We start from the raw sequence: 18,465 nt of genomic DNA on the forward strand, positions 1-18,465 counted from the left end.
AAAAAAGTCCGCAAGCTAGTGCGGACTTTTTATTGGAAAGCATTTAGCAATCTAGCGACAGTGCTAGTCAATCAATCCGTATTCTTTGCTCAGAACTTCGATGATTTCCGCTTTCGGATTCTCACTCAAATGAATCGGCTTGCCTGTAATCTTCTCGGCAATACCAATGTAGGTGCTCGAAATCGCCATCAAAGATTCGACGGGTAAAGCATTATCACGAGCGAGTGCTTCACGCTCTGGCATACGTTCTTTATTTAGCAAGATATCTGGGTCAGGGAAGTGGTTAAGTAGGAACTGGCGGAAACCTTCTTTTGAGTTCTCTACGATGTGACCTGCTTGGTACTCTTTAGCATCCCATATACGAGACGAGTCTGGTGTACCCACTTCATCCATGTAAATCAGCTTTTCATTGCCAGCAGCATCATGAACATAACCAAATTCGAATTTGGTATCGACAAAGATTTGGTCAATTGCTTCTAATGCTTGGCTGATAACGTTAAAGCCTTCTTTCAGCAGTTTTTCGTAGAGTGCGATATCGTCCGCACTTGAGAAGTTAAATGCTTCGTAGTTGTCTACGATATTTTGACGAGTAATATTAACGTCATCCGCTTCTGGCACACCGGGAATGCCTTTTAGAATGCCTTTTGTGGATGGGGTCATTAGCAACTCTGGCAGTGCTTTGTCTTTTTCTAACCCTTCAGGAAGTTGGATTCCACAAAACTCGCGCTCGCCATTTGCGTAAGCGCGCCACATCGAACCCGTGATGTATTTGCGGCAGATGGCTTCGATTTTTACCGGTTTGGCTTTTTGTACAATCCAAACAAAAGGGTGAGGAATGTCTAGAATATGGCTATCTGCTAAGCCATTTTCTTTGAACAGTTTGAACCAGTGATTAGAAATTGCATTAAGCGCAGCCCCTTTACCTGGGACACCATTAAGACCACCTTCAGCATGCCAAATACAATCGAATGCAGAGATTCGGTCGCTAATCACCATGATAGCCAAAGGCGCATCTGGCGCGACATTGTATCCTTTTTCTTTGATCAGTCGGGCGCTGTCTTCTTCAGTTAACCAGTAAACTGAACGAACTTTTCCACTATGAACGGGTTTATGGGTGCGAATTGGCAGGTCGTCATTGACGGCAAGTACTTGATTAGCAAGGCTCATTGCGACATTCCTATCATCTTAATCAAACGTCAGAAAGAGAAGATATTCAGCAAAATGTGGGCGCTGAATAAATCGAATGTGGGCATCATACCAGAACTATTTTAACTCGCCAGAGAAAAAGCAAACGTTTGCCTGTTTTCTTTAATACAAAAAAAGCCCCCTTAAAAAGGAGGCGAGATGCAGGATGGATAACGTCGAACTTATTAGTGGTACTTATTAACTCTGCCTTCGACGAAAAAGACTTCACACTGATAGCGCTGCGCCATGTCGCGCAACATAGATTGATTCATAAGTGCAATTTTATTGGATGCGACAACAGCACTGGCATTGCCTGAGCGGATGGCTTTTATCACGATCTCGACTTCTGAAAGCTGTTGAGAGGGCTTCATTTGAATAACGTTTTTACAGCAAATATTAGAAGCAGTGAGTTGTTCAAAGTCTGGACGAGGGCAGTCTGCTGTAAACAAAATCCATTGTTTTTGCTGCGATAAAACAGCCAGCTTAGATAGAAGCTGATCCGAAACGGCCATGGGCTTAGTTGCTTGTGCCAATACGTTGTAACGAGAGTATGTATGAGATTGACTTTGTAACTGCATCTTACTGTTCCTTTATACATGCTGTATGTGTATACAGTAGTTTGTTTTGGCGACCTGATCAACCAGTTTCTCAAAAGTTATTTGCGGTTTTTTGAGAAGGAAATAAAATAATTTTATTCTAAGTGGTTGAATTTGTTTGGTTGTTTTTCATTTTTGATATGTCTAACATCAATTTAAAAATGTGAGGTGAGTAGAAAGTTGGACGAGAGACATACAGGGGGTTACTACTGTATATACAGGTGTTTTTTCACGGACAATGGTTTGTATACAGTGGGAGAGGGCTGATAACCGATGCGACATGCTGTGTAGGATAGGAGGGAATACGAGATAGAGATTGGAAATAGGCTTGGGCGATCAAAAAAGCGCCTAAAAAGGCGCTTTTGAAAATCAGTTCCGTTGATTCCGTCTTGCTTAGCTCGCTCGTTGCAAGCGTTCGCGCATTTGCAATTCACCTTGGTTAAATAGGTGCACGTCGATTTTTGCCATGTCGTAACAAGCTTTACATGAGTAATGGTGCTTGCCATCTAAATAATCGTGACGAGTTACAAGACTAGGTTTTTTACACCAATCACAGGTGCCTTCTTTAGTGAACATTGATTTTCTCCCCACCTAGATTAATTTGAGTCGTTAGGTGTTATTTTGCGCCGAGCATTATGGCATAAAAGCGAGACTTAAGTTAAATGTCTGTTAATTTCTTTGAGAGGGAGATCGATTGCGGTGCTTGATTATATGGGGATAAAAGCATGGCAGCCAAAGTATCCTGACCTATTTTTACTGTTTTGTAACATTTTGTGAGACGAGCTTAAAGGCATGATTGAGTCGCTTCATTTCTTCTTCACTGCCCCTTGTGTCAGGATGATAAAGCTTTGATAACTGTCTATAGCGTAGCTTGATTGCCTGTAAATCAGGGATGGTTTGTGGTGTGTAGCCAAGCATGGCGCATGCGACGCTTAGCTTATGGTTTTCTGCCTGAGTTTTGGATTTCTTAAACTCTCTGAATACTTTCTCTAACTGACGCTTCAGTTGCTTGTTCGTAAACTCTAGCTCTTTTATTCTTTCCGCCATTCGTTGATTTTGGCTTTCCTCTTTGGCTTCACGCGCTTTTCTATTCTGCTTGAGTTTTTTGATCACGAGGAAACTTAAGCCGCAGATGATGAGTATCGCCGCTAGCCAAATCAGCCATAGAAACGGCGAGTGTTCTACTTTGGGGTTTGCAACTGTGCTTTTCTCTTCTAGTGTTTGCTCCGCCTTTTTATCGAGCGACTTTATTTGCGAGACTTGTTTAGCTCGTAGTTGGTTGAAGCGCAGCTCTAACAGTTGATTATAAGCTTGTTCTGCTGCTGGATTATGCTGAGAAGCCATTTGATACAAGGCTTCAGTCAATTGAGAAGTTGTGACCTTATCTGGATTGCGCTGAATAAAATCGGCGAGAAGAAAGCCACGATCGGTTGGGTCATTGAGTGCGATAGAGGTTAGCCAATATAACGCTTGTGTTTCATTTTTTTCGCCATTTATCCCTTTAGCAAAGTCGTTCGCGAGCTGTTTTTGTGCAGGGAGGTAACCTTGGTTGGCGGATTGCTCTAGCCAGTAGCGCGTTTCTGGTGAGGCTTCAGCTTCGTTTGATGCCAATAATTGTTGTGCGTACTTGTATTGTTCGATGGGGTCATTTGGAGCTTGAGAGGCAAGTGAGTAGCCAGAAAAGCTGAGGCTAAATAAGCAGAGTAGGGCAGACGTTTTGACAGACATTAATATGTCAGGCCTAACGATAATGGTTAGGCCTGCTCCGGTAATTTTTTATTATTACCGTTATGGTGCAACCAAATTACTTCAGTGGCAAGATCTGGATTTCAACACGACGGTTGCACGCACGACCTTCAGAAGTTTGGTTTGAGCAAATTGGGTTACGTTCGCCGTAGCCGCGTGCAATTGCACGACCAGGTGCAACGTTTTGAGATACTAGGAATTGACGTACGGACTCTGCACGGCGCTCTGACAACGTTTGATTGTACGACTCACTACCTGTGCTATCCGTGTAACCATCAATAACGAGACTAGTATCTGGGTACTCAACTAGGATGCGAGCAACACCGCGTAGAGTATTATGGATACTAGCATCAAGCTGGTAAGAGCTTGAAGAGAAGCCGATACCGTTTTCCATACGCAGTAAAAGCTGATTTTCACCAACACGCTGAACTTGTACGCCAGAGTTTAGCAAAGCGCGACGTAATTCCGCTTCTTGTTGGTCAAAGTAGTAACCAACGCCAGCGCCAGTCGCTCCGCCTGCGGCTGCACCAATGAGTGCATGCTGACGACGTTCTTTAGCATCATCACCCGTTGCTAGGCCGATTGCTGCGCCAGCGATCGCGCCAATAAGCGCGCCTTGCGTGGTGGAGTTAGTTTCGTATTCACCCGTTGTTGCATTTTGGCGTTGAGTGGCTTGACAGCCAGTAAGAGCTAGCACTAGAGCTAGTGCAATAGGCATCTTTTTCAAGGGAAAATCTCCGTATAAAACTGAGGCGAAACCATGCCTCATAATGGGATGCGAATTATGAATAAACAAGCATTAATATTTGTTATGAGAAAGTAAGATTGATAAGAGTTTCTGTAAGAAAATTCCTATCAATACTGCCAAAGCTCTCAAAGTAAGCCCCATAGACATCGAAGTCATTGCTGCTTATGTGAATCCTTTACTATCCTGGCTATTTCGATGAATCGCCCAACATTTTACGTGCTTGTTCGCCGCCCACTCCACGGTTAACTGAAACCTTTCTACCTTTCTTTAAGCCCACTTCGTAGTCTTCAGTTAGGTTTTTCATCGCTTCTTTCAATTGCTTCTTGAACGTTTCGCGGTCAATGTTTTGGAATTCTTTATCAATATAGTCATTAATTTTATTGGCCGACTCTTCATCTGGAGAAATAATTGGCAATTTTTCAATCGCGCCTTCCACCCAGCCAGATACAAATGAGTTCACACGGCGAGTCACTTCCTGAGAAGAGGTGCCGGTGCCAGCAAAGCTGTTTCGGAATTGTCCGGTACTTTCGTTCATCTCGCGATAAACAATATCGAAAGCAAATGCAGCAAAAATAGCGCGATCTGCTTCACCGATAAATTCGACACGTTTGAGCCCTTTGTGATTCAACAATACTGCTTCGACACCGAATTTTGTGTTAATGCCGCGAATCACTCGCAATATGGTAGAACTGATGTTCGCTGGTAGCAAATGAGAAGATTGTGTTTTTCCCATTCTGATGAACTCAATATCGTCTTTATCGAGACCATATTTAAGCATGAGGCGATGTGCCATTTTGATAGCATTGGCAGCCTCATTAACATTAGCGGAATTGCCCAGTTCTAAGCACTTGGCGATTTTTTTCAGAGCTTTTTGTTTATCCATCGACAACCAGTAACGAAAGCAGAAAATTTATGAAGTCAGACATATTACCTTTTTTGACATAAAAACGAAATACAAGGTGGGACTGAAGATAATTTCTGCACATAAAAAGAAGCCTCGCATTAAGCGAGGCTGGCGTTTTAGTTCGTCGTAATCAGTATGAAGTCGTACTTGTGTCTAAGAAGCCATTCTTCATTAAGATTCGTTAGAATTACAACCCGAGCTGGTTGAGCAAGTCATCGGCATCATCGTTTGAATCCGACGATTTAGATTCTTTCTCAGCCAACTGTTTACGTGTTGCCTCTAAAATGTCGTCTGGGTTTTCGTCTTCAGCAACTTCAAACTCTTCCAGTTGGATGAACTCAGTTTTATCCATTGCTAGTTCGAGATAGAAAATATTGTTGTTTTCGGTGGAGAACGTCACTCTGCGCGCTTGAGGGCGGTCAAGGTTGGTATCAACTTGTAAGATAACTTGCTTATTCAGCGCCAGCATTTTTGGTTGGTTTTGTGTGATGTTCGTTTGCAGGTCTTTACGAATTTTATTAGTGAAGTCTCCGACCAGTTGATTCATTAGTTCACCCAGAACATCGCCTACCTCGTCAGAAGTATGAGATATTGCCAGTTCTTCTTCTGGCATGCCCATATTACGCATGTAGTTGGTGTAGATCTCCAGTGCGGCTTTTGCCGTAAAATTAATCACAACTAGCCCGGTAAATCCGCCATCAAACAGAACAAAACAGCCAAAATCTGGTTTGAGGCTAGTCTTGTGGATTTTTTGCACCATTGCTGAATAATTTACTTGAGAAGATGTCGCCGAAGTAAGTACGCCAGAAACAGACTGGCAAAGTTTGAGAAGGATATCTTCAGTGGTCACAATTTTATTTTTTTTCATTCTGAAAACTCATCTAGAAACGCGATTCGTTCCCCAATGTAAGGCATCAAGCGTGAAAAAATAAAGCATAAGTTTAATTATTGTATCGAGATTCTGATTTGCTCGTCTTTTTAAATGTTGTAAAGTGACGAAATTCAAAGAATATTACTTCACTAACTCTTTTGTGGTGTTTTTTTTCGCTTAGCGCCAATTTGTATGAGAAGTGAGCAAATAATTACACAACCCGCAGCTGATCGGATCAGCGTCGTAGGGGCAGGAAGCAAATGTTACCAAGATTACACTCGCAAACTGATGTCGATCCTCTTGTTCTTAGTTTTCTGAAAGAGCTTGAGCACGCCGGATTCACTGGTGATATCGAAAGCCAATATTCAAGCCGACTAGCGGTTGCCACTGACAACAGTGTTTACCAGCAACTTCCTCAGTCTGTCGTTCATCCCAAAACGACAGAAGATGTTTCTCTCCTCGGGAAACTGAGCAATAAAGAAAAGTACGAACGAATTACCTTTTCACCTCGTGGTGGCGGCACGGGGACCAATGGTCAGTCGCTAACCAAAGGTATTGTGGTGGATATGTCTCGCCACATGAACAAAGTGCTTGAGATTAATGAGAAAGAAGGCTGGGTTCGTGTACAAACTGGTGTAGTGAAAGACCAGTTAAATGACGCAGTTCGCCCTTATGGCTACTTCTTCTCTCCAGACTTATCTACCAGTAACCGTGCAACGATTGGCGGCATGGTCAACACCGATGCTTCTGGTCAAGGTTCTCTGAAATACGGAAAAACATCCGATCATGTTTTGTCGCTACAAGCGGTGTTTGCTGATGGCTCAGTTTTAGAATCAGACCTGTCCAACGGCTACCCAAAAGAAGACGAGTTTGCTGCCAAGGCGCTACGTGTAACGGAATCCGTATGTCGTGGAAAACGCCAGCAGATCGTAGATAAGTTTCCTCCTCTTAACCGCTTTTTAACGGGCTATGATTTAAAAAATGCCTTGAATGAAGACGGTGACCGTTTCGATATCACACGAGTACTTTGCGGCGCGGAAGGTTCATTGGCATTTATTACCGAAGCAAAGCTTAACCTGACGCCAATTCCGAAAGCGCGTACGTTGGTTAACGTTAAATACAACAGCTTTGATTCTGCACTGCGTAATGCACCGTTTATGGTAGAAGCGAAAGCGCTGTCTGTAGAAACCGTTGACTCAAAAGTGCTTAATCTAGCGAAGCAAGATATCGTTTGGCACACCGTGAGCGATTTACTTACCGATGTTCCAAATAAAGAGATGCTTGGCATCAATATGGTGGAATACGCAGGTCAGGACGAAGAGGAAGTTGCTGCTCAGGTTGCAGCATTGACCGCCAAGCTCGATACCATGTTGGAAACAGAAGAAGCGGGCATTATCGGCTACCAAGTTTGTAACGATGTAGCGAGCATTGGGCGTATTTACAACATGCGTAAAAAGGCGGTGGGTTTGTTAGGCGCAGCAAAAGGTCGTGCTAAACCGGTCGCATTCGCTGAAGATACCTGTGTGCCACCAGAAAACCTGGCGGACTTCATTGTAGAGTTTCGAGAACTGTTAGACAGCAAGTCTCTGAATTATGGCATGTTTGGTCACGTCGATGCTGGGGTGCTTCACGTACGTCCTGCGTTGGATTTGTGTGACCCGCACCAAGAAGCATTGATGCACGAAGTTTCTGATGAAGTGGTCAAGCTGGTGGCGAAATACGGCGGTTTGATGTGGGGTGAACACGGCAAAGGTTTCCGTTCAGAATATGGCCCTGAGTTTTTCGGCGACGAGTTGTTTACTGAACTGAGACGTGTGAAAGCGGCATTCGATCCACACAACAAAATGAACCCGGGCAAAATCTGTACACCGCTGGATAGTGATGCAGAGCTTGTCAAAGTTACCGATACCAAACGTGGTTACTATGACCGTCAGATTGACGTTCAAGTACGTGACAGCTTTAAACAAGCGATGGAATGTAACGGTAACGGTTTGTGTTTTAACTACGATACTAGCTCGCCAATGTGTCCATCGATGAAAGTAACAGCCGATCGTCGTCATTCACCGAAAGGTCGTGCGGGTTTGGTTCGCGAGTGGTTGCGTCAGCTCACAGAGCAAGGCATTGATATCCTTGACTTAGAAAAGCAAACACTAGAAAACAAAACATCAATCAAAACCATGATTGACCGCGTACGTCATTCTATCAATCGTCGTCACGAGTATGACTTCTCTCACGAAGTGTATGAAGCGATGAATGGTTGTTTGGCGTGTAAAGCGTGTGCGAGTCAGTGTCCGATTAAAGTCGATGTTCCGAGCTTTCGCTCACGCTTTTTAAACATCTATCACTCTCGTTATCAACGTCCTGCAAAAGACTATCTGGTTGCCAACATTGAGACTATGCTGCCGATGATGGCAAAAGCGCCAGGTGTCGTAAATGGTGTTTTGAAGCAGTCGTGGGTGAAAAGTTTAACGGCATCTACGGTCGGGTATGTCGATGCGCCGTTGTTATCAGTACCCACCTTGAAACAACGAGTAGAGTCGCTGACAACGCCTTATGATCTGCAAGCGCTCAGTGGTTTGTCTTCGTCTGAAAAGAGCAAGCATGTTTTAATTGTTCAAGACCCATTCACTAGCTACTACGACGCTGATGTCGTTGAAGACTTCGTTAAGTTATTGAAAAAGCTGGGTATGCATCCGGTACTTCTGCCGTTTAAGCCGAATGGTAAAGCACAACACATTAAAGGGTTTTTACGTCAGTTTAAGGGCACAGCAGCCGACACAGCGAAGTTCTTGGCGATGGTAGCGGATTTGGATATCCCATTAGTTGGTGTCGACCCTGCATTGGTGCTGTGTTATCGAGATGAATACGCTGAAGTGCTTGGCAGTAAGCGAGGTGATTTCGATGTACTGACGGCCCACGAATGGCTTTACCCAAGATTAGAAGCGTTTGAAAGCGGAGAGCATAAGGCGCAGGAACCTTGGTATCTGTTTGCGCACTGTACTGAGAAAACCAAAATGCCAAATGCGGAAAAAGAGTGGGGCGCTATTTTTGCTCACTTTGGTGCAGTTTTGAATACGGTACCTGTTGGTTGTTGTGGTATGGCGGGTACGTTTGGTCATGAGGTTGATAAGTTGTCGATGTCGAAAGACATTTACAATTTAAGCTGGAAGCCGAGCTTAGATAAGTTGGATAACGAGAGATGTTTGATTACAGGCTATTCTTGCCGCAGCCAAGTTAAACGCTTTGAAGGAACGAAGCCCAAGCATCCCGTTCAGGCATTGTTAACTTTGTTGTAATCGGACTAGATCAAGCCCAGTTTTACTGGGCTTTTTAGAAACCGTATTTAGACCCTTTCAAAGGATATGAATCTTGAGAAAACTTGAACTCAAAGTCCCACCTGTTGTGGTGTTTTTGCTAGTCATACTTTTGATGTACGGACTTAAAGTTTTGACGCCGAGCATGAACATTCGAGTACCCTTTGTTGAATTTGTAGTAGGTGTATTAACTTTGTTGTCTGGCTACATGGGCATTGCTGGCGTGTATGAATTTCGCAAAGTAAAAACCACAGTGAACCCAGTAAAACCTGAAGCAGCATCTTCTGTTGTAAGAACTGGTGTGTTTGCCTTTTCACGCAACCCTATGTACATGGCATTATTGCTTCTAATCATAGCAACTGGTTTGTGGTGGCAGCACTTGAGTGTGGTGCTTTGTGGCGTGATATTTGTCAGTTATATGAATCGGTTTCAAATCAAGCCTGAGGAACGCGTTTTAGAGCGATTGTTTGGTGAAGAGTATGTGGATTATAAAAACCATGTTCGTCGTTGGCTCTAAGCATTGCGTTTAGTTTTGTTTGGATGAGACATAAAAAGAAAGCCCAACGGTCGACGTTGGGCTTTCTTTTAGTAAACACGTTTTTTGTGCGCTTCTGATAGGGCAGTCTACTAGGCTGCCTTAACGAACTTTGCTAGGAATGCATCCTTACGTTCATTAAAGCGGCGTACAAGGTCATCAACCGCTTCTTGGTCATATGGCTTCAAGCCACTTGCAACCATGCGCTTAATACCTTTACCAACGACTTCACCGTCTTCTTTAAACGCAAAGTTTAAGGTGACTACACCTCGTTTTCCTTCTACGTCGAATGTTGCGCCAGTGAAATCCACCTCTGGATGCGTAAGGTCTAAGCGTGAAAATTCGACTTCCATGCTTTCATAAATAACTAATGGACGCTGGCAGTTGATCATCATTTGCTTCTCTTCCATAAGAGGAACCATGATGTGAGGGAAGTTCATACCAGAAAATTGCACGTAATTTGTCACTACATGCTCAATAAATGCCGGATCGTGGTTAGTTTCACCTTCACGGGACATGTGTAAGTATTCTTTACCTGCCTCGTCAACAACAGCGCTTTCTTTGTCACACTTATTTTCAATATGAAGTGCTACACCATCGTTTACCATGCCAGAGAAGTTAAAACGCATCTTTTGGCTAACGCCTTCTTTACTGAGAAGCACAGCGAAAAGTAAATCCCCAGGGACACAAAAGCGTTTGTTGTCTTCATCATGAATTGGGTTGTAGTCACCTGCGACACGTTTTGCAAAGTGGCTTGCTTGTTCGCGAGTGAACTGAAACTGGTGATTAGTGTTTGAAAAATAAGGTGTTAGAAACATAATTTTTACGTAGTAACCAAAACTGTGTGGGATTATATGCGAATATCTGCGTAGCAATGGTCCATCCAGTGAAAACTTCACCGTATCCTAACAATAAGACACTATTTCGGCGGATAAACCGTTAAAAACGCATACTTTAGCAACGCTTTTATTTGTGAAAACAATAAACAACGACCTTTTCGCTCGCCTATCTTTTAAAGTATAGCCATCAAAGTAGACAGGCGTTCATAAATAGTGCCATCAATATGTTTAATCGTATATAAAAAGGCTCCACGCAGAACGTAGAGCCTTCAAGTCATTATCTGTTTATTCGATGAAATGCCAGTTATGCTTGGTTATTGAACACTTGGTAACAAGCTCTCTGGCATGAGCGTGTTGTGGATAGCCAGCTTAAGCAGAGTATTTGCCTGTTCAATGTCTGGAGCAAAGTAGCGATCTTTATCGTAGAACGATACTTTTTCACGCAACATTTGTTTCGCAATCTCAATACGCTCAGAGGACTTGTTTGGCGCTCTAAAGTCTAGGCCTTGTGCTGCTGAGAGGTATTCGACAGCCAGAATACCGCGAGTGTTTTCGCCCATTTCTTTCAATCTGCGAGCCGCGAATGTTGCCATTGAGACGTGATCTTCTTGGTTTGCAGATGTTGGCAAGCTGTCTACTGACGCTGGGTGAGCGAGTGTTTTGTTTTCACTTGCTAACGCAGCGGAGGTAACCTGAGCAATCATGAAACCAGAGTTCACACCACCATTGTCGACTAAGAACGGTGGCAGTTTTGATAGCGCGCTATCGATAAGTAATGCCATACGACGTTCAGACAAGCTGCCGATCTCGGCAATCGCAAGTGCTAGGTTGTCGGCTGCCATTGCAACAGGCTCCGCGTGGAAGTTACCGCCAGAGATGATGTCACCATCTTCAGCAAACACCAACGGGTTATCTGATACGGAATTCGCTTCTACTTGTAGTACTTCCGCCGCATTGCGGATTTGCTGTAAACACGCCCCCATCACTTGAGGCTGACAGCGCAAAGAATACGGGTCTTGTACTTTTTCACAGTTAGTGTGCGAATCACCTATTTCACTCGATGTGTCTAACAAATGACGGTATGCGAGTGCTGCGTCCATTTGGCTGCGATGACCACGTACACGGTGAATGCGCGGATCGAATGGACGTCGGCTGCCGAGAGCGGCTTCAACAGACATTGCACCACAAACGGTTGCTGACGCGAAAAGGTCTTCCGCGATAAACAGGCCTTCCAATGCGAACGCTGTGGATGCCTGAGTCCCATTTAGTAGCGCTAAGCCTTCTTTTGGCGCCAGAGTGATAGGCTCTAGACCTGCGATTTTTAAAGCTTCTTGCCCGGAAATGATATTACCGTTGTGGCGAGCTTGTCCTTCTCCCAGTAATACTGTGCTCATATGGGCTAGAGGAGCTAAGTCACCTGATGCGCCAACAGAGCCCTTTTTAGGTACGCAAGGGTAAACTTGTGCGTTGACTAGGTCGGTCAGCATATTAATGACTTTTAGGCGAATCCCAGAAAAGCCACGAGACAGACTATTGATTTTTAATACCATCATCAGACGAACCGTTTCATCTGACATAAACTCACCGATACCTGCCGCATGAGAGAGAACGATACTGCGTTGCAGTGTTTCTAAATCTTCTGGTGCTATTCGTGTGTTAGCCAATAGCCCAAAACCAGTGTTAATTCCGTAAACCGTTCGATCTTCCGCGATGACTCGGTCTACGACCTGTGTGCTTTCTTCAATGGCCGGAATGGCTTCAGGATCCAAAGTAAGGTTGACTGGTGAACGGCTCACTTGGCGTAGTTCGTTTAAGCTAATATGACCTGGCTTTAGCGTTAAATTTAACATCTCTTTCATCCTTACTTGAGCTTCTTCAGTTCTTCGTTGAGCATTGGCAAATCTAGCCCTTGCTCTGCTGCACATTGTTTAGCGATATCGTATCCCGCATCAGCATGACGCATCACGCCTGTTGCTGGGTCGTTATGCAGCACGCGGGCAATACGTTCTGAGGCATCTTCACTGCCGTCACAGCAGATAACCATACCTGAGTGTTGCGAGAAGCCCATACCTACGCCACCACCGTGGTGTAGTGAAACCCAAGTTGCGCCGCCCGCCGTGTTGAGTAGCGCGTTTAATAATGGCCAGTCTGATACGGCGTCAGAACCGTCCATCATACCTTCGGTTTCACGGTTCGGGCTTGCTACAGAGCCAGAGTCTAAGTGGTCTCGACCAATGACAACGGGCGCCTTAAGTTCGCCATTTTTCACCATTTCGTTGAATGCTTGACCAAGACGCTCACGATCTTTAAGACCAACCCAGCAAATACGCGCAGGTAAACCTTGGAACTGGATGCGTTCGCGAGCCATATCTAGCCAGTTATGTAAGTGCGGATTATCTGGAATTAGCTCTTTTACTTTTTGGTCGGTTTTATAAATGTCCTCAGGATCGCCAGAGAGAGCAGCCCAACGGAAAGGACCGATACCTTCACAGAATAGAGGACGAATGTAGGCTGGAACGAAGCCAGGGAAATCAAATGCGTTTTCTATGCCTTCTTCCAAGGCCATCTGGCGGATGTTGTTGCCATAGTCGAGTGTTGCGGCGCCGCGATTTTGCAGCTCTAACATCGCTTGAACTTGCACAGCCATGGATTTTTTCGCGGCTTTTACGACCATTGCTTCATCTTGCAAACGCATTTCTGCTGCGTGAGACATGCTCCAGCCTTGTGGTAAATAGCCATTGAGCGGGTCGTGTGCAGACGTTTGGTCTGTTACGACATCAGGCGTGATATTACGTTCTACCAGCTCAGAGAAAACGTCTGCTGCATTACCTAGTAGACCAACCGATACTGGTGTGTCTGACTCTTTAATGATAGCTAGCGCTTCATCTAAAGAAGTCGCTTTCTTATCGACATAGCCTGTACGTAGGCGGTAATCGATACGTGACTCATCACACTCTACTGCAATCATGGAGAAGCCCGCCATTGTACCAGCGAGAGGTTGAGCACCACCCATGCCACCGAGACCACCTGTTAGAATCCAACGGCCCTTTGCTTCACCGTCAAAGTGTTTTTTTGCAACAGATACGAACGTTTCGTATGTGCCTTGTACGATACCTTGCGAGCCAATGTATATCCAGCTGCCAGCGGTCATTTGGCCGTACATCATCAAGCCTTGTTTATCGAGCTCGTTGAAGTGTTCCCAGTTTGCCCAATGCGGAACAAGGTTTGAGTTTGCGATAAGCACGCGTGGAGCATTTTTATGAGTAGGGAAAACACCAACAGGCTTGCCTGATTGAACTAAAAGCGTTTGGTCATCTTCGAGTCTTTCAAGTACTTCAACAATCTTGTCGTAACATTCCCAGTTTCGCGCTGCTCGGCCAATGCCGCCATATACAACCAGTGAATGTGGATGTTCTGCAACATCAGGATCAAGGTTGTTCATCAGCATACGAAGAGGGGCTTCGGTTAGCCAAGATTTTGCGCGCAGTTTATCTCCGTGAGGTGCACGAATTGTTCTGCTTGTATCAAGTCGTGGATCTTGTCCCTGGCGCTGTGTCATTTCAGACTCCTTTAGTTTCTCGTGATGACCAAGTACTTGCTTGGTCGTAATAATCAGTGGCATCTGGGATGCATTATGGTTTGTGCTGTTTTTCCGCCATTGCGTTGGCGATATCCCAACACAAACGGGCAGCTAATCGTGCTGTTTGACTATCGACGTCATAATTTGGGTTGTATTCGGCGATATCAGCCAGCATTAACTTATTTTTGTAATGAAGAATTCGATCTAAAAAGGGTGCAATAGTGTCGTAACTCACTCCCCGAGCTGCTGGTGCGCTGACTCCAGGTGCGGTTGCGGCAGGAAATACATCCAGATCAATGGTCAAATAGAGGTAGTCACAGTCGTCAATAAAATGCTGAAGCTGAGTTAAGTGATAACTGTGGTTTAAGTAGCAGAGCTGATTGTCCTCTACATACCAAACATTTAACGCATCTGCTTTTTCAAATAGCGCTTTAGTGTTGCTACTGCGGCTTACACCAATACAAGCGTAATGAAAGTCCCAATCGTTACGTTGACAAAAATGATGAATTTGGTTGAAGGGTGTACCAGAGCTCGGTCTTACGTCGACGAGGTTACTCTCGAATGCGCGCAAATCGAAATGCGCATCGAAATTGATAATGCCGATTTTAGGCTTCTTCTCTGGATGGTGCGCTTTAAAATATTCCGCTAAGCCGGAAAACGAGGCCCACGCAATCTCATGCCCACCACCCAGCACGATGACTGGCGTATGGGGCAGTGCGCTTGAAATGGTTGCTGCACATAGAGCTTGGCTCTCCTCCAGTAAGTCGTCTTCACACACCACAGTACCTAAGTCATATAGTGGGGCGTCTTGGTGCCATGCTAAATTAGCGAGTGCTCGTCGGATTAAGTCTGGCGCTTTTTTCGCGCCAATGCGTCCTTTGTTTCTCGCAACGCCAGCGTCGGTAGCAAAACCGAGTAATGAGACGCCATGCGCAACGGCACTCAACTCATCTGCTTTTTGGCGTTGAACAACGTGATGAATTCGCTGACCAAGCTTGCCGTCCTCGGCATCATGACGGCCTTGCCAATGAAATAGGGGAGAGTGTAGGTCGAATTGAGACATATTAGTGGCCTCCGTGTGAAATGTATTCACCATTTACTATACGACCTACCAGACGTTTTGCTCCGACTTGATAGCTTAAATCCGCAGGGCTTTCGATATCCCAGATAGAGAAGTCCGCATCAAACCCTACTTTGATTTCGCCACGTGAGTTTTGATAACCCAGAGCTTTGGCTGCATGTTGCGTTACACCACGCAGTGCTTCTTGCGGTGTAAGGCGAAATAGTGTGCACGCCATATTCAGCATGAGTGTGAGATCAGAAAATGGTGATGTACCTGGGTTGACGTCCGTAGCAATTGCCATCGGCACGTTATGCTCTCTCAACAACTCAATCGGTGGTAACTGAGTTTCTCTTAGAAAATAAAAAGCGCCAGGCAATAGAGTGGCGACGGTGTTTGATCGAGCAAGTGCTTTAACACCTTGCTCATCTAAAAACTCGATGTGATCCGCTGACAGACCGTTGTATTGCGCAGTGAGGGCTGTACCACCGAGATTAGAAAGTTGCTCAGTATGCCCTTTAACCTTTAAGCCGTGGCGTTTTGCAGCTACAAACACTTTTTCTGTTTGTTCAAGATTGAAACCAATCGATTCACAAAAAACATCGACACTCGTAGCTAATTCTTCCTTTGCGACAACAGGGATTATGTCCTGACAAATGTGCTCAATATAATCATCTGCACGACCTTGGAACTCTGGCGGAATGGCGTGAGCGGCGAGAAGTGTAGTGGTGATTTTAACTTTGCGCTCTTGTTCAAGCATTTTGGCTGCACGGAGCATTTTTATTTCATCATTCAGTGTCAATCCATAGCCAGATTTCACCTCGACAGAAGTGACGCCACTCGCGAGTAACCCATCTAAACGTGGTAACGCTAACTCAACTAGTTGTGCTTCGGTTGCAGAGCGTGTCGCATGTACCGTTGAGAGAATCCCGCCGCCTTGTTTGGAAAGTTCTTGATATGGCACGCCGTTTAAGCGCATTTCAAATTCGTTGGCACGATTGCCCGCGTAAATAAGATGAGTGTGGCAGTCGATCAAACCTGGCAGAACTAACTTGCCTTGAAGGTCGATACTCTGAGCGTAATGTTGGGCAGACAGCAGAGACTCGGTTTGCGGTGCGTCTTCACCAATGGCACAAGTACTGATCGCAACGATTTTTCCAGATTTAATACCAATGCGCGCTGGAGGCGTTGGAAGGTATCCGCATTCTCCCGATTGCATGGTAACTAGACGTGCGTTTTCAATCAGCAAATCCATGTTTGTGTCCCTGTGTTTATTTGTATCATTAAATGTATATACAAATAAATAGAGCAAAATAAGAATACTGACAAGATTGATGTTGCTAAAATGTGATCAAAACGTAGATCTAGAGGACAAATCTTGTCCTTAAATGAGCACTTTTGAGCTCAGCTTATATTTGTTACCAGGGTGATAAAGTAGGGCGGTACTGACTAATTTATCTTGGCTCCACGTTCTGCGATTCAAGAGAAGGCAAGGTTCATTGGCTTGCATTTTTAAGTCTTGCTTAATACGGCTTTCAGGCACAATTGCCTCTACAGTATGTTCTATCGCGCTGAGTGGGCAATTATTTGACAGGTATTGATTTGGAGTGATTTGTGTGAAGTCTTGATTTAAATAACTCGGGGCATATTGGCTATTCACCCAGCGGAGCTCCAATTGAATCGGCGTTTGGTCTTCATAGTGAATAATTTCACTGTAAAACACTGTCGTGCCTAGCATAACGCCGAGTTTTGTCGCAATGTTGTCATCTGCTTTTATGGCAATTTGTTTGAGCACTTTACTGCCATACTTTCGCCCTCTATCGCTGACTTCTTCGGCAATGTTTCGAATGTCTAGCAGAGGAGATTCTGACTTTTCACCAGGATCACACACGAACGTGCCTAAACGTGGGCGACGTTGTAATCGGCCCTCATTTACTAAATCCCGAATTGCTTTGTTCACTGTCATTCTACTGACACCAAATTGCTCGGTAAGCTCAATCTCGGTGGCGATGCGATGACCAACTACCCACTCTCCAGCATCAATTTTATCCAGGATAAATTGTTTAATTTGAATGTAGAGTGGTGCAGACATAATGATCTCCCTTTATTTGACTATACAAATACTGCTTAATTTAGGTACAAATTGCAAACATTTCTCGACGAATGTACCGCTTAGTGACCGAGCAATCCTATTGCAGAGCTGAATGACTCTTGTTGCTGAGCATTATTTGGATTGATGATTGAATTCAAACATTTTCTTGTGGTCTATTGCTTGCACAGCAGAAAACAATTGTGTAAACAAACGATTATTAGAAGAAAAATCGCTAAAAAAGGAAAAGTATGTTTAAAAAATTGAAAGCATCACTGGGGATCGGCTCTGCAAAAGTAGATACCATTTTGGACGAAATGAGCGTGTTTCAAGGAGCGACGCTGAAAGGGCATGTTCATATCAAAGGCGGAGACGTCGAACAACAAATTGATGCTATTACGATTAAATTGAACACGGAAATGAAAGTCGAAGTGGATGATAGCGTAAGTTACCAAACGTTCACTATTGATCAATTGAAAGCAGTTGACCCTTTTGTGATTCAACCTAATGAAGAAAAGCAGGTTCCGTTTGAGCTAAAATTGCATGATGAAACGCCAATTACTGCGGTTAGCGCACTTAAGAATCAATGTCATGTTTGGGTTGAGACGACGTTAGATATTGATTTTGCAATTGATCCGCGTGACCGTGACTATATTGAAGTGAAACCACTACCAGTAGCATCTCGGGTTATTCAAGCGATCGAGCAAGCTGGTTTCACAATGGTTAAAGCCGATGTTGAAAAAGGCTTTTTGCGCGGTGGCTCGTTTGCCTCTCGCTCTGGTATTTATCAAGAACTAGAGTTCCGTAACAACGGCTTTATCTCATCAAAAGAAATTGAGCTCTCTTTTATTCTGGAAGGGCAGGTCATGCATTGTTTGGCAGAGATTGACCGTTCGCTCAGTTTGGCTGGTGACCAATATCGCTCGTTTACGTTGCCGATCAATGCAACCGATGCTCAAGTCGCAACCGCAGTTGCACCAACGCTAAATCTATAGCTC

General features: G+C 44.5%; 16 protein-coding genes. 3 read left to right on the plus strand and 13 right to left on the minus strand.

What is annotated here, in order from left to right; translation table 11 throughout:
• Positions 1–63: 63 nt before the first annotated feature.
• From R7Z49_RS06015 to R7Z49_RS06045, 7 genes are all read right to left on the minus strand, one after another.
• Positions 64–1,167, minus strand: a complete 1,104-nt coding sequence (locus R7Z49_RS06015; RefSeq protein WP_064368087.1) for a phosphoribosylaminoimidazolesuccinocarboxamide synthase — start codon at positions 1,165–1,167, stop codon at positions 64–66.
• 203 nt (positions 1,168–1,370) lie between these two features.
• Positions 1,371–1,763, minus strand: a complete 393-nt coding sequence (locus R7Z49_RS06020) for a SulA-like leucine-rich domain-containing protein (protein ID WP_005377962.1) — start codon at positions 1,761–1,763, stop codon at positions 1,371–1,373.
• Between the two features lie 411 nt (positions 1,764–2,174).
• Positions 2,175–2,357, minus strand: a complete 183-nt coding sequence (locus R7Z49_RS06025) for a hypothetical protein (RefSeq protein ID WP_318111451.1) — start codon at positions 2,355–2,357, stop codon at positions 2,175–2,177.
• Between the two features lie 177 nt (positions 2,358–2,534).
• Positions 2,535–3,509, minus strand: a complete 975-nt coding sequence (locus R7Z49_RS06030) for a J domain-containing protein (protein ID WP_318111452.1) — start codon at positions 3,507–3,509, stop codon at positions 2,535–2,537.
• A 76-nt stretch (positions 3,510–3,585) separates the two neighbouring features.
• Positions 3,586–4,245, minus strand: coding sequence for an OmpA family protein (locus tag R7Z49_RS06035; protein WP_005377956.1), 660 nt, complete (start codon positions 4,243–4,245; stop codon positions 3,586–3,588).
• 217 nt (positions 4,246–4,462) lie between these two features.
• Positions 4,463–5,158: a DUF2786 domain-containing protein gene (locus R7Z49_RS06040; protein WP_005377954.1), complete on the minus strand. Its 696-nt coding sequence runs from the start codon at positions 5,156–5,158 to the stop codon at positions 4,463–4,465.
• A 208-nt stretch (positions 5,159–5,366) separates the two neighbouring features.
• Positions 5,367–6,047: a DUF3334 family protein gene (locus R7Z49_RS06045; RefSeq protein WP_318111453.1), complete on the minus strand. Its 681-nt coding sequence runs from the start codon at positions 6,045–6,047 to the stop codon at positions 5,367–5,369.
• A 263-nt stretch (positions 6,048–6,310) separates the two neighbouring features.
• Between R7Z49_RS06045 and R7Z49_RS06050 the strand changes: the two genes are divergently transcribed.
• Both R7Z49_RS06050 and R7Z49_RS06055 read left to right on the plus strand, forming a co-directional pair.
• Entirely contained in the window at positions 6,311–9,346 is a 3,036-nt protein-coding gene (locus tag R7Z49_RS06050; RefSeq protein WP_256901062.1) for an FAD-binding and (Fe-S)-binding domain-containing protein, read from the plus strand.
• Positions 9,347–9,419: 73 nt separating this feature from the next.
• Positions 9,420–9,881, plus strand: a complete 462-nt coding sequence (locus R7Z49_RS06055; protein ID WP_054576439.1) for a methyltransferase family protein — start codon at positions 9,420–9,422, stop codon at positions 9,879–9,881.
• 110 nt (positions 9,882–9,991) lie between these two features.
• Here R7Z49_RS06055 and R7Z49_RS06060 read toward each other — a convergent pair whose 3' ends face one another.
• The 6 genes from R7Z49_RS06060 to hutC all read right to left on the minus strand — a co-directional run bounded on the left by R7Z49_RS06060 (position 9,992) and on the right by hutC (position 17,470).
• Complete coding sequence (locus tag R7Z49_RS06060; protein ID WP_017821813.1) at positions 9,992–10,717, minus strand: DUF3581 domain-containing protein; 726 nt, start codon at positions 10,715–10,717, stop codon at positions 9,992–9,994.
• 335 nt (positions 10,718–11,052) lie between these two features.
• Entirely contained in the window at positions 11,053–12,588 is a 1,536-nt protein-coding gene (gene hutH, locus R7Z49_RS06065) for a histidine ammonia-lyase (RefSeq protein WP_017634855.1), read from the minus strand.
• A gap of 11 nt (positions 12,589–12,599) precedes the next feature.
• Positions 12,600–14,297, minus strand: coding sequence for a urocanate hydratase (hutU, locus tag R7Z49_RS06070; RefSeq protein ID WP_226082919.1), 1,698 nt, complete (start codon positions 14,295–14,297; stop codon positions 12,600–12,602).
• Between the two features lie 73 nt (positions 14,298–14,370).
• Positions 14,371–15,381 (minus strand): formimidoylglutamase, encoded by a 1,011-nt coding sequence (gene hutG / locus R7Z49_RS06075; RefSeq protein ID WP_285384563.1) that lies wholly within the window; start codon positions 15,379–15,381, stop codon positions 14,371–14,373.
• Between the two features lies 1 nt (position 15,382).
• On the minus strand, positions 15,383–16,633 hold the full coding sequence (gene hutI, locus R7Z49_RS06080; RefSeq protein WP_318111457.1) for an imidazolonepropionase: 1,251 nt from the start codon (positions 16,631–16,633) through the stop codon (positions 15,383–15,385).
• 129 nt (positions 16,634–16,762) lie between these two features.
• Positions 16,763–17,470, minus strand: coding sequence for a histidine utilization repressor (gene hutC / locus R7Z49_RS06085; RefSeq protein WP_005377944.1), 708 nt, complete (start codon positions 17,468–17,470; stop codon positions 16,763–16,765).
• 248 nt (positions 17,471–17,718) lie between these two features.
• Here hutC and R7Z49_RS06090 point away from each other — a divergent pair, with 248 nt between their 5' ends.
• Positions 17,719–18,462 (plus strand): sporulation protein, encoded by a 744-nt coding sequence (locus R7Z49_RS06090; RefSeq protein ID WP_064353835.1) that lies wholly within the window; start codon positions 17,719–17,721, stop codon positions 18,460–18,462.
• Positions 18,463–18,465 lie beyond the last annotated feature (3 nt).

The sequence above is a fragment of the Vibrio sp. 1562 genome, from assembly GCF_033340155.1.
In the GTDB taxonomy this organism is placed as follows: Bacteria; Pseudomonadota; Gammaproteobacteria; order Enterobacterales; family Vibrionaceae; genus Vibrio; species Vibrio alginolyticus.

Coding starts and splice junctions, on each gene's coding strand:
- R7Z49_RS06015 (WP_064368087.1), bottom strand. CDS start 1,167: ATGAGCCTTGCTAATCAAGTACTTGCCGTCAATGACGACCTGCCAATT.
- R7Z49_RS06020 (WP_005377962.1), bottom strand. CDS start 1,763: ATGCAGTTACAAAGTCAATCTCATACATACTCTCGTTACAACGTATTG.
- R7Z49_RS06025 (WP_318111451.1), bottom strand. CDS start 2,357: ATGTTCACTAAAGAAGGCACCTGTGATTGGTGTAAAAAACCTAGTCTT.
- R7Z49_RS06030 (WP_318111452.1), bottom strand. CDS start 3,509: ATGTCTGTCAAAACGTCTGCCCTACTCTGCTTATTTAGCCTCAGCTTT.
- R7Z49_RS06035 (WP_005377956.1), bottom strand. CDS start 4,245: ATGCCTATTGCACTAGCTCTAGTGCTAGCTCTTACTGGCTGTCAAGCC.
- R7Z49_RS06040 (WP_005377954.1), bottom strand. CDS start 5,158: ATGGATAAACAAAAAGCTCTGAAAAAAATCGCCAAGTGCTTAGAACTG.
- R7Z49_RS06045 (WP_318111453.1), bottom strand. CDS start 6,047: ATGAAAAAAAATAAAATTGTGACCACTGAAGATATCCTTCTCAAACTT.
- R7Z49_RS06050 (WP_256901062.1), top strand. CDS start 6,311: ATGTTACCAAGATTACACTCGCAAACTGATGTCGATCCTCTTGTTCTT.
- R7Z49_RS06060 (WP_017821813.1), bottom strand. CDS start 10,717: ATGTTTCTAACACCTTATTTTTCAAACACTAATCACCAGTTTCAGTTC.
- hutH (WP_017634855.1), bottom strand. CDS start 12,588: ATGTTAAATTTAACGCTAAAGCCAGGTCATATTAGCTTAAACGAACTA.
- hutU (WP_226082919.1), bottom strand. CDS start 14,297: ATGACACAGCGCCAGGGACAAGATCCACGACTTGATACAAGCAGAACA.
- hutG (WP_285384563.1), bottom strand. CDS start 15,381: ATGTCTCAATTCGACCTACACTCTCCCCTATTTCATTGGCAAGGCCGT.
- hutI (WP_318111457.1), bottom strand. CDS start 16,633: ATGGATTTGCTGATTGAAAACGCACGTCTAGTTACCATGCAATCGGGA.
- hutC (WP_005377944.1), bottom strand. CDS start 17,470: ATGTCTGCACCACTCTACATTCAAATTAAACAATTTATCCTGGATAAA.
- R7Z49_RS06090 (WP_064353835.1), top strand. CDS start 17,719: ATGTTTAAAAAATTGAAAGCATCACTGGGGATCGGCTCTGCAAAAGTA.